Consider the following 14,385-nt stretch of genomic DNA (forward strand, 5'->3'; position numbering starts at 1 on the left):
GATGAACCGGGCGGCGCCGTCCTCCGCGCCCTGCCCGCCCCATCCGGCGATGACGATGTTCACGCCAGCGCGCTCAGTGCGGCGGCAAACCGCTTTCCAGCTCGCGCTGAAGTTCGCGCACCTGGCGCTGCGCGGCACGCAACTGGTCCTGTGCGGCCTGCTTCTGCTGTGCCAGCGCGGTGGCCTCGGCACGCTTCTGCTGCTGCTGGCTCGCAACGATGCTCTGCTGCTGACGCGCCACGTCGAGGTCGGCCTGCAGGCGGTTCGCGCGGTCCTGCGACAACGCGATCATGCGCTGCGTGAACGCCTTTTGCGCTTCGAGCTGCGTGCGGCGAATTTCGACATCGGAGAGCTGCACGGTCTGCCGCACGAAATCCTTGTAGATGAGTTCGGCGCGCGTCACGTCCTGCGTCTTGATCACGCGCCAGAAATTCTTCTGCTGGAACAGCGCGACGTAGTAAGTCATTTCCTTGCCGTAGAACAGCAGGCTCGCGCCGTACGTACCGTTGTAGGTGGTGCGTAATTCAGTCAGGTCCGAGCCGCGGATCATCTGCTGCAATTCCGCCACGTTGCCCGCAGCCGATTGCCGGTTTTCGTCCGGCGTCAATGCGGTGGTGTCCGCCTGTCCGGCTTGCGACGTATCCGGCAACGCGGCGCTCGTACCCGGCTGGGACACGACCGCGCTGCTTGCGCCACTGCTCTGCAGAGCCTGCGCATTCACGCCTTGCGCGGCGCCGCCCAACACGATGAATGCCGCCAGAGCCATCTCCCGCAGCGTCGACTTTCGGTCCATGTAGTTCCCGCTTCAACAGTTTTTGTTTTAGTGCAAACGGCGCATTATTACTCACTTTCGCGGGTTTCGGGCTCTTCGTCGAAAATTTGGTACTTGCGCATTTTTTCCCACAAAACCTTGCGGCTAATACCGAGATAAAGCGCCGTATCCTGACGCCGCCAGCTGTTCGCGTCGAGTGCGGCCAGCACGCGATTGCGCTCCGCCATGTCCCATTTGCTGCGGTCGACGAGCACCTCGGCTGCGCTCTCCACCGGCACCGGCTGGCTCGTGCGCGCGAGCGCGAGCAGACGCTGCAAACGCGCCGCATCCCACGCGCCGATCTGGCGCACCGTCACGCCGATCCGCTCGGCGAGGTTGCGCAGCTCGCGCACGTTGCCGGGGAAATAGGTGTCGGCCACCGCATCGGCGAGCCAGTACGGCAGATCGGGCAGCGCGGCGAGCCGCTCGGCGCCGACCACCTGCGCGATGAATGCCTTGAAGATCGCGATCTTGTCGACCGCGCCGCGCTCCTCGAGCGACGGAATCTTCAGCTCGATCACCGCGAGCCGATAGTAGAGATCGGCGCGGAACGTGCCTTCCTTGACCAGTTGCGGCAGGTTCTTGTTGGTCGCCGCGACGAGCCGGAAATCGAGCTTGACGGGGTTCGCCGAGCCGATGCGCGTCACCGCGCTGTCTTCGAGCACGCGCAGCAGCTTGACCTGCTGATAAAGCGGCAGATCGCCGATTTCGTCGAGAAACAGCGTGCCGCCGTCGGCCTGCTCGAAGTAACCCTTGTGCGCGACCACCGCGCCCGTGAACGACCCTTTGGAGTGGCCGAAAAACAGCGATTCGAACAGGCCGTCCGGAATCGCGCCGCAGTTCACCGCGATGAACGGGCCCTGGCCGTAGCGGCCGTGTTTTTCGTGCAGCAGTTGCGCGATGCGTTCCTTGCCGACGCCGGTCTCGCCGTGCACGAGCACGCTCGTGTCGCAATCGGCGAAGGTGTCGACTTCGTGCAGCAGCGCCTGCATGCACTCGGAGTTCGCGATCATCGCGTCGGACTCGTGCGTCTTCGCGCTGTGCGCGCGCATCTGCAGCACGAGCTTGGTGACCATGCCGCGCAATTCGGCGCAGGTGAAATCGAGCGGCAGGATGTGCGAGTACTCGGACGGATAGGCGGCCGGGTCGTGCTCGCGCGGCGCCGCGCCGACCCACACGACCGGGATGCCGTGCGCGGCCTGCCAGTCGCGCACGATCAGCGCGCCGCTGTCGATCACCGACACGCTGATGATCGCGAGCGACGGCCGCAGCGCGGTGCGCTCGGGCGAAATCGCGATATCGTCGGCGCGGATCACTTCGACGTCGAAGCTTGCCATGCAGCGCGCCACACGGTCGACGATATCGGCCTTGCCCTCCCAGACGTAAATATCGAGTTCCTCGATTTTTGTGGTGGTTCTCATCTTGGATAGGCTATTGGACCAGTTGCGGAACGCCGCACGTCAGCGATGTGTTATGGACCGTGGCGGCGCCGAGTTGGACGCCGAGCAGAGTCAGCGTCGGCACAATCAGGGTGTCGAGGAGACTGAAGACCGAACTCAGAACCGGACTCAGCGTAGTCGTCACCAGCGCGAGAACCGGATCCAGGATATACCCGATAAGCGCGCTAAGGGTTGGGTCAAGCAAATAAATCGACAACGCGCCAGGCAACTGCGAGAACAAGGTGCCGGTCAACGACGCGAGATCGCTGCCGACCGCGTTGGAGTCCGCGCCCTGAACTCCGTTGAAACTACCTGAAGAACCATTGAACACCAGCGTCGTCGGCTGAGGCGGGGATAACGACAAAAATCCGAGTCGTTTCAATTTGACGCTGATGACCGGGTTCGGGCCCGTCAGAATCGTGGTGGCGGAAGCTACATTGGCGGATTGAGTACATGCCGCATCACCCGCCACACAAACCGATGCGATGCCCGGTGTCGCCAGGATCGTAGCCTGGGTCGCCGCCTTGGTGCTTTCGCAATCGACGGAGCTCAAATCCGCCTTGCCCGGTGCGACCTGCAACGTCACCACCACCGGTGTACTGAGCACCGAAATCGTTGCAATGCCCAGATACAACGTCGGCAACGGCTGCAAAGTAAGGCTCAGGTTGATCGCTGCCGTGCGCGCCTCGGTTCGATAAACTCCGGGGCTGATAGTCCCGCCCTCTCCCATCGCCAGTACCGGCGGATTAACGACCTGCAACGAAACCGCGGCGATACCCGGAAGCCCCGCCGAGACGTTGAGCACTGGCCCCGGCGTGCCGTCCGGATTGCTCTGCGAAAGCTGCGCGGCGACCATCAGCGCATCGAACGCATTGATCGTCGCGGTCGCCGCCGAGTTCGGATTAGCCAACCCAAGCGCCAGCAACCCTGGGGCTGTCGTGCCGCCGTCACCGATCGTAATGTTCTGCCCGCCCGGCACGACGACCTCCAACGCTTGCAGAATGTTCGCGTTGACCGTATCGCCACCGGCCTGCAGGGCCTTGACCATCGCCACCATCAGATCGTGAAAGCTCACGTTGGTATTGAGCAGCCCCTGCATCGATGCTGCCCCGAGCGCTGCGCGCAGATCGTCGAGCTTGATATTCGCGCTCGCGAGACTCTGCGTGTCGGCAACACTCAGCGAAACACTGCTCTTCAGCAGTCCGCCGAGAATCGCATCGAGCAGCGCCGACTGCTGCGTATTCAGCGTTGCAACCGCCGTACCGAGCGAAAAGCTATCGATGTTCGTCGCCATCGCCGTCGACGTCGCCGTCACGTTGATCGGCGAACCGACGAGGAAAAACATCGGCAGCTTCTGCGTCACCTGCACCTGCACCGCATTGAGCGGATTGCCGTTCGAGTTGTTCGAGCCGAAATAGGTCTTGCTGCTCGTGTCCCAGCGGCCGCAGGTCGGGCTCAGCGTATAGGTCTGACCGTCGGCGTTAAAGCCGTTGCTCGAGGCATTCGAGAACGCGGTACTCTGCGCGGCCGTACAGCCGCCCTGCGAGCCGATCACCTGGGCAGCCGCCATTGCCGACATATCGGCCGTGCGCTGCAACTCGCGGCGCACGAAATACACGTTGCCGACGTCGATCGCGCCGAGCGCCGCGAGCGTCAAACCGAGCGCAATCGCCGCGACCATCGCGACCGAACCACGCTGACGGCGCATGCTGCCCGCGCGTCGCACCCGCGCGAGCCAGCGCACGCGCGGGCGGTGCGCGTCACCGGCTGCAGGGGCGTCATGCGCCGCGTCCACCGCGGGCTCGCGCGACGTCTGGACCGAAGCCTTGCTCATATCAGTTCCAGCCGCCCGAGCCCGAACCGGAGCCGCCGTTCGAGCCGCCGCCCGAACCACCCGAGCCGCTACTGGAGCCGAGCGTCGAGCCATACCACTCGGGAATCTTGTTGTTGAACGAATTCAGATAACGCTTGTACGCGAGCCCGGCTTCGGCGCCGAGCATCGGCAGCGCCGGTGCGGCCTGTTCGTTGCTGCGTTGCATGTCGACCCATGCGAGCGTCGAGTGGCCGACCTCGCTCGCACGCACCTTGGGCTGTGCGGCCTGCACCGCCGGCATCGGCCCGGCGGTCGGCGAGCCGGTCTGCGCGCTCGCCGGTTCGTTCGTCTGCGCGACAGCCGAAGCGGCACCGAACACCGTCATCGCGAACACGCCCGCGATGGCCCCCACGCAGCGCACCGATACGCGCCAACCCCGAGTTTCCGTTCTGTTTGTCATCTTCACTCCCTGAATCCGTGACGAGCGGGCGCGCTTACTGCGCGAACCGCTGCAACAGGCGCGGCGCGGGTTCGATGCCCATGCTCGCGACCGTGCGTGCATCCGCGGCCGGCGGCTGCGTCTGCCCCTGCTCTTTGGCCTGCTTCTGTGCCTCGCCCTGCTTCTGTGCCTCGCCCTGCTTCTGTGCCTCGCCCTGCCTCGACGCCGCGCCTTGCTGTGCCTGTGCCTGTGCCTGTGCCTGTGCCTGTGCCTGTGCCTGTGCCTGTGCCGCCTGCATGCGCGCACGCTCCGCCACGGCCACCTTCGCCGCATCGCCACGCAGCGCCGCGCGCACGTCCGGCGCGAACTGCTGCTGGTTCATCACCGCGAGCGCCTGCGCGTCGCCGCCGCTGACGAGCAGATACAGCACCACGTTGGCGACGATCTTCGGGTTCTTCTGATCGAGCTCGGCCGCCTTCATGAGCGGCACGCGCGCGCCCTCGACGTCGCCCTCGCGCAGCAGCGCATAGCCGAGGTCCGACAGGGTCGTGGCATCGGTCGGCGCAAGCAGCGCCGCCTGCTGCAACTGCTGCGCGGCGCGTCCGAATTCGCCGGCCGCGCCCTCGATCAGGCCCAGCCCGCGATAGCCGCGCGCCGCCAACGGCGTCTTCAGCAACTGTCCGTACACGGCCGCCGCGGCGGGCGCCTGGTCGGTCATGCGCAGCGCGTCGGCGCGCAGCAGGATCGTCTCGGGGCTCGTGCCGTACTGCTTTTCGTAGGCGTCGATATGCGCGAGCGATGCGAAGTACAGCCCCTGCGCCTGCATCTGGTCGATCAGGCCGAGGTACATGCCCGGCGTGTCGGGCGCCGGGTCCTTGTTGAGCTGCTGCGTCATCATCGCGCGCTCCGCCTGCGCGCCGACGCCGTAGCCGAGCGGCTCCTTCGACGCGCACGCGCCGAGCAGCGCCAGCACCGCGAGCGCCGCCGCTGCCGCAGCGGTACGCGCATGCCGCTTAGGGTTGTGCCGGGAAAAACGCTGAGTCATGGCCGATCCTTAGTGCCTTAGTGCCTGGCCGAGCGGAACGAATGCTGGACCGCCAGCACCCCCGGCCCGGCGGTCACGATCATCAGCGCGGGCAGCAGCGTGACGATCATCACCCCGGTCATCTTCACGGCGAGCCGGCCGATGCGTTCGCGCAGCATCGCGCGGCGCGCCTCGCGCAGACGGTCGCCGAACTGCTTGAGCGGTTCCTGCACCGCGCCGCCGTGCCGGTCCACCTGCACGAGCAGGCGCACCACCGCGCGCAGGTCCTCGTTGTCGTAGCTCGACGACAGCCGGTTCAGCGACTGCTCGCGCGTGCGGCCGGTCGCGAACTGGCGCTGCGCGATTTCGAGTTCGCCCGCGAGCACCGGCAACATGCCGCGAAAATCGTTGACCACCACCTGCAGCGCCTGATCGAGCGACAACCCCACGCCTTGCAGCAGGCGCAGCAGATCGACGAGCAGCGGCAATTCGTTGACCACGCCGGCGCGCCGCTTGCTCGCACGCCGGCCCAGCACGAACTTCGGCAGCATGAAGCCCAGCATCGCCGCGATAACGACGAGCGCGAGGTAACGGATGCCCGCGACGTGTCCGCGCGCCAGCACGCCGGCCAGCAGCGGCAGCACGATGCCGGCCGCGAGACGCGCAATCAGGAACAGGCCGCGCGTGCGCGTGTCGACGAAACCGCATTGTTCGAGCAGCCGGCGATCTTCCTCGGCGACGATCTGGCGGCCGAACGGCGTATCGAGCCAGCGCGCGCCGGTATGCGCGAAACGTTCGAGCAGCCCCTTGAAGCCGGCCGGCCGGGTGTTGCGCGGCGCCGGTTTCGCGTTCTGCGCGGCGGGCGTGGCGTCGCCGGCGCGCGCGGCCGCGGCGAGCGCCGCGCTTTGCAGCGCGCGCTGATCGAGCGCCTGTCTGAGCGTGCGCTCGCTGCGCCGCGCCGCCGCCACGCGCGCCAGCACGAGGCCCGCGAGCAGCAGCATGGCGAAGGCGGCGAAAGCCAGCGCGAGAACGGCAAGGTGTCGGGCTTGCATGGTCAGTCCTTCAGGCTCGCAAGCCGGTAAAGCAGATACGCGCCGACCAGCTGCAACGCGAACGCGAGATAGACGAGCTGCCGTCCGAACGGGTCGAACCACATCGACGCGAAATACTTCGGATTGGACATGATCAGGAAACCGCCGATGCCGATCGGCAGCATCGCGAGCACCCACGAGGACAGCCGCGTTTCCGAGGACATCGCGACGAGTTCGCGCTCGGCCTGTTCGAGATCGCGCATGAACGAGGACATGCGATCGAGCATCACGTCGGCACGGCCGCCGTACTTGACCGACAGACGCAGCACCGCGCCGACCAGTTCGAGTTCGCGCACGCCGTAGATCACCGCGACCTGCGAGAGCGCGCGATCGATCTCGATGCCGGTACGCAGCATCCGCGAGACATAGTCGAGACATTCGCGCATCGGCGCCTCGGTGTTTTGCAGCGCGGCCTGGAATGCGGCGGGCACGCTGTTGCCGAGCGTGATGAGCCGCACGATGCCGTCGAGAAAGAGCGGCAGCTGCCGCACGATCAGCTGGCGACGCTTGTTCGCGCGCATCGACAGCAGGAAATAGAAGAACATCGCGCACACGACGAGCGCGGCGCACACCGCGAGCAGGCCGCCGACGATGGCCGCCCACCCGCACAGCAGCAGCACGAGCACGCAGCAGATCGCGAGCGGCACTTTGGCGTCGGCGAGGCCCGCGCGCGTGAGCGCGTATTGCACGACGAAACGCACGCGCGCGCGCTGATACTGCCAGTGCGCCCGCCAGTCCGCGTTGGCGGGCGGCGCCTGCGGCGCGATCAGCGTCGCCTGGGTACGCGCGGCCGCCGTACGCGCTGCCGCCTGCGCGCCACTGCCGCCGGCGGCGCCTCCCATACCACCCGCCGACGCGCCGGCCGGCATCGCCGCCGACGCCATGCGGCTGTCGATATAACGTTCGACGCTCACCTGGCCTTTGCGTTGCGTGCCGCGCTGCCACAGCAGCAACGCCAGCGCCGCGCAGACGAGCGCGAGCGCCACGAAGACCAGTACCGCGCTAGACATTGAAGCCTCCGCCGAAGCCGCCGCCGTTGCCGCCGCCTCCGAAGCCACCGCCAAAACCGCCGCCGCCGAAGCCCGCATTGCCGAAGCCCTGCGCCTGCTCGCCGCCGCCGAGCACCTGGCGGAAGCGCGCGAGCTTCGGCGAATGCGGATGAATGCCGAGCGACACCCAGTTGTCGAGCTCCTCGCCCTCGGGCGTCACGATCGGCTCGTAGCGATACAGCTCCTGGGTCGCGATGATGTTGTCGGAGAGTCCCGTGACCTCGGTGACCGACAGGATGCGGCGGCGTCCGTTGGAGAGCCGACCGATCTGCACGATGAAGTCGATCGCGTTGGCGATCTGGCGGCGCAGGCTCGACTCGGTGCCCTGGAAGCCCGCGAAGCCCGCCAGCATCTCAAGGCGGTACAGACACTCGCGCGGCGAGCTCGCGTGCACGGTGCCCATCGAGCCGTCGTGGCCGGTGTTCATCGCCTGCAGCATTTCGAGCACTTCGCCGCCGCGCACTTCGCCGACGATGATGCGGTCCGGGCGCATGCGCAGCGTATTGCGCAGCAGGTCGCGAATCGTCACGACGCCCGCGCCGTCGAAGCCGCCCGGGCGGCTTTCGAGCCGCACCACGTGCGGGTGGTTCAGCGACAGTTCGGCCGTGTCCTCGATGGTCACGACGCGCTCCGGCTCGGGGATGTGAAACGCCAGCGCGTTGAGCAGCGAGGTCTTGCCCGAACTCGTGCCGCCCGCGACCAGCACGTTGCAGCGCGCGGCCACCGCCGCTTCGAGCAGCGCGCCGATCTCGGCGTTATAGGTGCCGTTGCCGAGCAGATCGTCGGGCCGCATCGGGTCCTTGCGGAACTTGCGGATCGACACGATCGGCCCGTCGATCGAGAGCGGCTCGATCACCACGTTCACGCGGCCGCCGTTCGGCAGACGCGCGTCGACCATCGGGTTCGATTCGTCGAGACGCCGGCCGATCGGCGCGAGAATGCGCCGCACGATCCGCAGCAGATGCGCGTTGTCGGCAAAGCGCACCTGGATGCGCGTGAGGATGCCGTGACGCGACACGTACACGTCGTTGTAGCCGTTGATCAGGATGTCTTCCACGGCCGGGTCGGCGAGCAGGTCCTCGATCGGCCCGAAGCCCGCGAGTTCCTTGGTCAGCGCCTCGGCAATCAGCCGCACTTCGCTCTCGTTGATCGGAATCCGGCGCAGCCTGACGAAGCTGTCCATCTCCAGATCGACGAACTGGTTGATCGCGTTACGCGACCAGCGGCCGAACTCGGAGCCGAGTTCCTCGATGCGCGTGAGCAGATGCTCGTGCGCCGCGTTCTTGATGTCCTGGAACTGCTGGCTATGCGCGAACGCAGGCGCGTCGTCGGCAAACTGGATCTCTTTTGCCATCGTTTATGACCGCTTTTGAGTAGTGGGAATGAAGCGCCTGAGCGCGCCGAGCGCCGACTTGCCGCGCGCCGGCGCCGCGCTGTGCTGCGCGCCGCCGAGCCGCTCGACGAGCGGTTCGAGCGCGCGCACGTAGGCGTCGCGCGGCGCGACGTCGACCAGCAGATGCCCCTGGTTGACCGCCTGGCCGAGCGCGATGCGCCGCTCGGGCAAGCTCGCGAGCAGCGGAATTTCGAGGCGCTGCGCGATCTGCGCGGCGGCGAGGCCGAGGTCGGCATCGAATTTGTTGACGACGAGCTGCACGTTCGAGGTGTCGAGGCCCTCTTCGCGCAAGCCGTCGAGCACGCTGACCGCCGAGACGATCGAGGCGACGCCCTGGTCGCACAGGAGCCAGGTTTCGTCGGCGGCCTGCACGACCTGCGCGATGAATTCGCTGTTGCCGAAGCCGCCGAGGTCGATGAGCTGCTGGTCGAAAAACGCGCGCAGCCGGTTCAGCAAGCCGATCGACGACGAATACGAGACCTCGCGCATGTCGGCGAGATTCGGCGGCAGCGTGGTCAGCGCGAGACCGCTCGCGTGATGCGACAGCGCCGTGTGCACGAAAGTCTGGTCGAAGCGGCGCAGGTTGCGCACGGCCTCGACGAAATTGAATTCGCTGCGCGTGTTGAGCAGCAGCGAGCCGTCCGCGGCGGGCAGGCCGAGATCGAGCAGCGCGGCCTGGCGCCCCTGCGCGACGTCGCGCCGCTGCAGCAGCACGCCGAGGTTGGCGGCGAGCGTGCTCACGCCCATGCCGATGCGCGCGCCGAGCAGCGCCGTAACACGGCCGTGGCGGCTCACCGGTTCGATCAGATTGTCGAGCACCTGGCGCGTGATGCGCAGCGCGTCCTCGGGCGGCCCCGACAGGTCGATGAAGTCGCGCACGCCGGCGCGCAGCGCGGCGAGCGCGCTCTCGGGCTCGGCGAGCGAGCCGAGCGCAACGATCTGCAGCGACGGATAGGCCGCGCGCACCGAGTTCGCGGCCGCGCTCGCCGCCGCGCCGCGGCCGCACGAAAAGTCGACAAACACCAGCGACGGATTGAGCGTCGCGATGCGCTGCATCAGCAGCGCCGGATCGAGCGTGGCCGCCTCGATCACGCCCGCACCGACGAGCGTATTGGCGAGCCAGTGCACGTGCTCGTCGGCGAGCGACGCGAACACGAAGTGATCGGTGATCGCCCGTTCAGTCAACGAATGCGTTCTCGCGTTCATGTTGGACATCCTCTTGCGGCATCGACCCTAAAGCCGCCGCCTCGTACTGTCTGCCGGCGCACGCGCGCCGGCTCGAAAACCTCGCCTGCTCCCTGCCGCCTGCCGCGCGGCGACACACCGGCTTCACTTGGAGAACCCCGGCACCGCGTCGCGCGCCGCGACGCCGCCCAGCAACGAGCGCCACACCGGTCCGTCGCGCTGCTCGGCCTGCTCGCCCGGCGTCGACGGCAAGTCCGCGCCCTTCGCGAGCGGCGAGACCAGATGTGGCGTCACGATGATGACGAGTTCCTTCTCGTTCTGCTGATAGTTGAGCTGCTTGAAGAACGTACCGAGAATCGGCAGATCGCCGAGCAGCGGCACCTTCGCGACGTTCGACGCGGTCTCGCGGTCGATCAGCCCGCCGATCATGAAGCTCTCGCCGTCGCCGAGCTCGACCGTCGTGTCGGCGCGGCGCGTGATGAACGCGGGTACCGACACGCCGCTGATCGTCACCGCGTTCGCGAAGTCGAGCTGGCTCGCCTCGGGCGCCACCTTCAGCGCGATGCGCTGCGGGCTCAGCACGGTCGGCGTCAGCGTGAGCCCGACGCCGTACTGCTTGTATTCGATCGAGGTCGTACCGAGCGCCTGCGGCACTGGCACCGGCACTTCGCCGCCGGCGAGGAAGCTCGCGCTTTGCCCGGACAGCGCGACGAGCGTCGGCTCGGCCAGCACGCGCGCGAGGTTGTTGCCTTCGAGCAGGCTCAGGTTCGCGAACAGCCCGTGCGTCGCCGAATTGAAGATCAGGTTGAACGCCGACGAGATCGGCTGCGTGCTCGTCACGCTGGGTGGCGAGGTGCCGCCGCCCGTCACCGAACTCAGGGACGACGGCGCGAACGAGCCGAACGTGAAGCCGTTGTTCTGCTTCAGGAAGTTGAAGCCGACTTCCTTCAGCACCGAACGGCTGAATTCGACCACCCGCACGTCGACCTGCACGACCGCACGGCTCGCCACCGTCGACGTGTCGAACACGGCGCCGTCCTTGCCGACCGCGCCTTGGGCCGCGACGACGGCACGCTGGTGCGACTCCATCGTCGCCGACGAACCGGACACCACCGCCGTGCCGCCGAGCACCTTGACGCTCGGCGTATCGGCGCCGAGCAGCGAGGCCGCGGCCGGCGTCGTCACGTTGACCGTGTAGCGCAGCGGCGCGTCGCGCTCGCGCACCCAGACCATCAGGCTCGTCGTACCCGCGGCCTTGCCGACCAGCAGCACGCCGCCGTTCTTGCCGCCCTTGACGATCAGCACGTCGGCGACGCCTGGATCGCCGATCGCCACGCGCTGCAGCGCATGGCCCGTCGCGATCTGCTGCTGGCTGCCGACCGTCAGCGTGATGGTCTGGCCGGCCGCGCCGGGCGCGAACTCGGGCGCCTGAGCCGCCTGCTGAGCGGCCTGGGCCGCTTGCGCCGCGCGCGGGTTGACCATCCGCTGTGCCGGACCGGCCGCATCGGTCACCGCCGATACGCCCAGCAAAGCCAACCCGAGCCACGCTGCTTTTCTGAAAGCAAAAATCCGTTGTGTCATGTAGTGATGGGGGCGACTGGCCGCCCGCTCCCTGAAGCTGCTTACCAGGCGACCGTTTCGGCGCGCCCACCCCGTATTACTTCGATACCGCCCCGCGTGCCGCCCGTATTGCCCGCGACGCGCGCGGGCGCCGGTGCCCGCGGCGCGAGCGGCCGCGCGGCTGGGCTTCCCGCGCCCGACAACGCATCGAGCGCGACGCCCGCCGCCGCGCGCGTCGAGTCCTGCAACGGCGCGTCGCCCGCCTTGGCCGTGGTCTTCAGCACGCCCGGATAAGCCGGCAGCTCGTTCTGATCGACCACTTCGGCATCCTTCGGATTGCGCAACGCGAACACGAGGCGCCCCGAGCTTTCGGCGAGCGTCAGACGGTCGATGTCGGCGAGCGGCACGGCGAGCACCGCAGTGCGCACGAGGCCGTTCGGGTCGCCACCGTTGTCGCCGGTCGTCGTTGCATTGCCGAATGCAAGCACGCGCACTTTCGAGAGCAGCAGACGCGCCTGCGTACGATCGATTTCGGCGCCGTTGCCGAGATTGCCGTTGCCGTCGCGCTTCAACGTGAAGAACACGTCGACGAAATTGCCCGGCCGCAAGCGATTGCCGACGGCATTGCCTTCGTCGACGCGCACCGCGAGCGCGCGCTCGCCCGGCTCGATGCGCTCGGCAAGTCCCGAGGACAACTGGGCTTCGAGCACCGGCGAATCGGCGCCGATGTCGGCGTTCGGCACGCGGCCCGCGAGTTGCGCCGGGTCGGTGAAGGCGCCGTTCGGGTTGATCGGCAGGTTCTGCACGCGCAGTTCGTCGACGGTGATCGGCTTGCCGCCCGGCAAGGTGCGGGTCGCGACGACCACCGGGAAGCTCGCCTGCGCCGCCGGCGCGGCCGCGACCGGTGCCGGACGGCGCGACAGCGTCCACGCGAAGATGCCGAGCACGAGCGCGAGCGCGATCAGGACACCGGCAAGAATTTTGGTCAGATTCGGCATGACGGGTAGTGCGATGGATTGCGTCGGTTGATGAAGGACGAACAGCGCGAGGCCATGCGGCGAACGCGTGCGCTCACGCGGCCGGCGACGGGAGAAAAGATCGGTGCCGGCGTCACTGGATGTTCTCCGGGTTGAGCTGGACCGTCGCGTTGCCGGACAACGTGGTGGGCATGGCGAGATTAAGCAGCGGCAGCGGCGGCACGAGCGGATTGCTCGTGTAGTTGTACGTCAGCGAAACGGTGATGCAGGTCATCGCATTGCCGGTTCCGCAGCTCGCATTCGTGGCCGCGCACTGCATCGCATTCACGAGCGGCTGGACCACGAGCTTCGCGGCGGCGCACGCGGCGTTGCCGCGGTTCGTGAGCGCGGTAGCCATCGACACGTTGGTCTGCCAGTTCAATGCGGCGCGCGCGCCTTCCGAGGCCGCGAGCGTGAGGTTCTGCTGCGCGACGAAGATCAGGCTGTATGTCACGATCGCGTAGAGGATCAGGAAGAACAGCGGGAACACGAGCGCGAACTCGACGGCCGTCGCGCCACGCTGCGCGCGTTGCCGGCTTGCGTTCGCTGCGTGCATGTGTGTCTGCGAGCGGCGGATGGGTTGCATGGCGCGGTGCCTCATCACAGCCCCCGGCCCGTTGCGCGCAGCACCAGCCACAGTGTCGCGGCCACACTCAGGCATGCGGCATAGGGCGTCGATGCCTTGCCGGCCAGTTCGAACGTCGCGCGACCGTTCCGGCCAAGCCCCGCGAGCCGCGTGCGCGTGACGATCAGTAGCCACAAAGCATGAATGCCGGCCGCGAGACTCGCGGCCATCCACAAACCGAGCAATGCGTGCATGCCGCACCAGGCGCCGAGCACGGCAAACACCTTGACGTCCGCGGCACCCATCAAACCGAATGCGAAAAAGGGCAATAACGAAAACAGGCCGACCAATGCGCCAATCCCTGCCTGAAGCAACGAAATGCCGAATGGTCCGCAGCCGAATAACGCGCAGCCGAATGCCGCCGCCAATCCCGCGACGATAATCGAATTGGAAATGCGCCTAGCACGGCAATCGCTTATAGCGACAACCGTGGCCCAGGCGATAAATAAACCGATCCCCGTTGCGAAGCTCATTTCAGACTCGACAGGCGTGACAATGCAATGCGAATTGCATTGCAATTCGCACTAACCCATAGCGCTATGCGTAAAAACACATGCAAAGTACTCAGCGTAATTGCGCCGAGTACTTTGCGATGCGTTTAAAGGCTGTCACCCAGCAGCAGGCGGCGAGATCTTATTAGAGATGTTCGTAAACACGGTGTTCAGATCGCCGCCGAGCGTACCTACCGCCCCCGCGATGACCAGCACGATCAACCCCGCGATCAGCCCGTATTCGATGGCGGTAACGCCTTTGTTGTCTCTCAGGAAGCGTTGTGTGAGCTTTTTCATTTTTACCCTCGGAACTTCATATATTTCGTTTGATTTAATGCTGCTGTACGACCGAACTCTGCCGATGCAGCGGACCGTTTCTCTCATTTCCGGTCCCGTCCGTTGCCTTGCAGTAGTCCTACCACGCAGCCGCCTTGCCTACAACGGTGTGT

General features: G+C 66.8%; 14 protein-coding genes. All 14 read right to left on the bottom strand.

Features of this window, described 5'->3' with window-relative positions; translation table 11 throughout:
• Positions 1-73 precede the first annotated feature (73 nt).
• The 14 genes from F3J19_RS09615 to F3J19_RS09680 all read right to left on the bottom strand — a co-directional run bounded on the left by F3J19_RS09615 (position 74) and on the right by F3J19_RS09680 (position 14,233).
• The gene (locus F3J19_RS09615; RefSeq protein WP_167040130.1) at positions 74-793 is read right to left on the bottom strand and encodes a DUF2968 domain-containing protein; all 720 of its coding nucleotides are present in this window, start codon (positions 791-793) and stop codon (positions 74-76) included.
• A gap of 47 nt (positions 794-840) precedes the next feature.
• Positions 841-2,232: a sigma-54 dependent transcriptional regulator gene (locus F3J19_RS09620; RefSeq protein WP_167040132.1), complete on the bottom strand. Its 1,392-nt coding sequence runs from the start codon at positions 2,230-2,232 to the stop codon at positions 841-843.
• Positions 2,233-2,242: 10 nt separating this feature from the next.
• A complete protein-coding gene (locus F3J19_RS09625) occupies positions 2,243-4,084 on the bottom strand; it encodes a TadG family pilus assembly protein (RefSeq protein ID WP_240158860.1) in 1,842 nt (613 codons plus the stop codon).
• A 1-nt stretch (position 4,085) separates the two neighbouring features.
• Positions 4,086-4,523 (bottom strand): DUF3613 domain-containing protein, encoded by a 438-nt coding sequence (locus F3J19_RS09630; RefSeq protein WP_167040134.1) that lies wholly within the window; start codon positions 4,521-4,523, stop codon positions 4,086-4,088.
• A 34-nt stretch (positions 4,524-4,557) separates the two neighbouring features.
• The gene (locus F3J19_RS09635; protein WP_240158861.1) at positions 4,558-5,547 is read right to left on the bottom strand and encodes a pilus assembly protein; all 990 of its coding nucleotides are present in this window, start codon (positions 5,545-5,547) and stop codon (positions 4,558-4,560) included.
• 17 nt (positions 5,548-5,564) lie between these two features.
• Positions 5,565-6,578 (bottom strand): type II secretion system F family protein, encoded by a 1,014-nt coding sequence (locus F3J19_RS09640; protein ID WP_167040136.1) that lies wholly within the window; start codon positions 6,576-6,578, stop codon positions 5,565-5,567.
• Positions 6,579-6,580: 2 nt separating this feature from the next.
• A complete protein-coding gene (locus F3J19_RS09645) occupies positions 6,581-7,627 on the bottom strand; it encodes a type II secretion system F family protein (RefSeq protein WP_167040138.1) in 1,047 nt (348 codons plus the stop codon).
• Positions 7,620-9,020, bottom strand: a complete 1,401-nt coding sequence (locus F3J19_RS09650) for a CpaF family protein (protein ID WP_167040140.1) — start codon at positions 9,018-9,020, stop codon at positions 7,620-7,622. Before F3J19_RS09650 ends, F3J19_RS09645 begins: the two co-directional genes overlap by 8 nt.
• A 3-nt stretch (positions 9,021-9,023) precedes the next feature.
• Positions 9,024-10,265: a fimbrial protein gene (locus tag F3J19_RS09655; RefSeq protein ID WP_167040142.1), complete on the bottom strand. Its 1,242-nt coding sequence runs from the start codon at positions 10,263-10,265 to the stop codon at positions 9,024-9,026.
• 123 nt (positions 10,266-10,388) lie between these two features.
• Positions 10,389-11,825, bottom strand: a complete 1,437-nt coding sequence (locus F3J19_RS09660) for a type II and III secretion system protein family protein (protein WP_240158862.1) — start codon at positions 11,823-11,825, stop codon at positions 10,389-10,391.
• 41 nt (positions 11,826-11,866) lie between these two features.
• On the bottom strand, positions 11,867-12,802 hold the full coding sequence (gene cpaB, locus F3J19_RS09665; protein ID WP_167040144.1) for a Flp pilus assembly protein CpaB: 936 nt from the start codon (positions 12,800-12,802) through the stop codon (positions 11,867-11,869).
• 112 nt (positions 12,803-12,914) lie between these two features.
• Positions 12,915-13,376, bottom strand: coding sequence for a TadE/TadG family type IV pilus assembly protein (locus F3J19_RS09670; RefSeq protein ID WP_167040146.1), 462 nt, complete (start codon positions 13,374-13,376; stop codon positions 12,915-12,917).
• Between the two features lie 44 nt (positions 13,377-13,420).
• Positions 13,421-13,918, bottom strand: a complete 498-nt coding sequence (locus F3J19_RS09675) for a prepilin peptidase (RefSeq protein ID WP_167040148.1) — start codon at positions 13,916-13,918, stop codon at positions 13,421-13,423.
• 135 nt (positions 13,919-14,053) lie between these two features.
• Positions 14,054-14,233, bottom strand: a complete 180-nt coding sequence (locus F3J19_RS09680) for a Flp family type IVb pilin (RefSeq protein WP_167040150.1) — start codon at positions 14,231-14,233, stop codon at positions 14,054-14,056.
• Positions 14,234-14,385 lie beyond the last annotated feature (152 nt).

Source organism: Burkholderia sp. Ax-1724, assembly GCF_011752995.1.
Classification (GTDB): domain Bacteria; phylum Pseudomonadota; class Gammaproteobacteria; order Burkholderiales; family Burkholderiaceae; genus Paraburkholderia.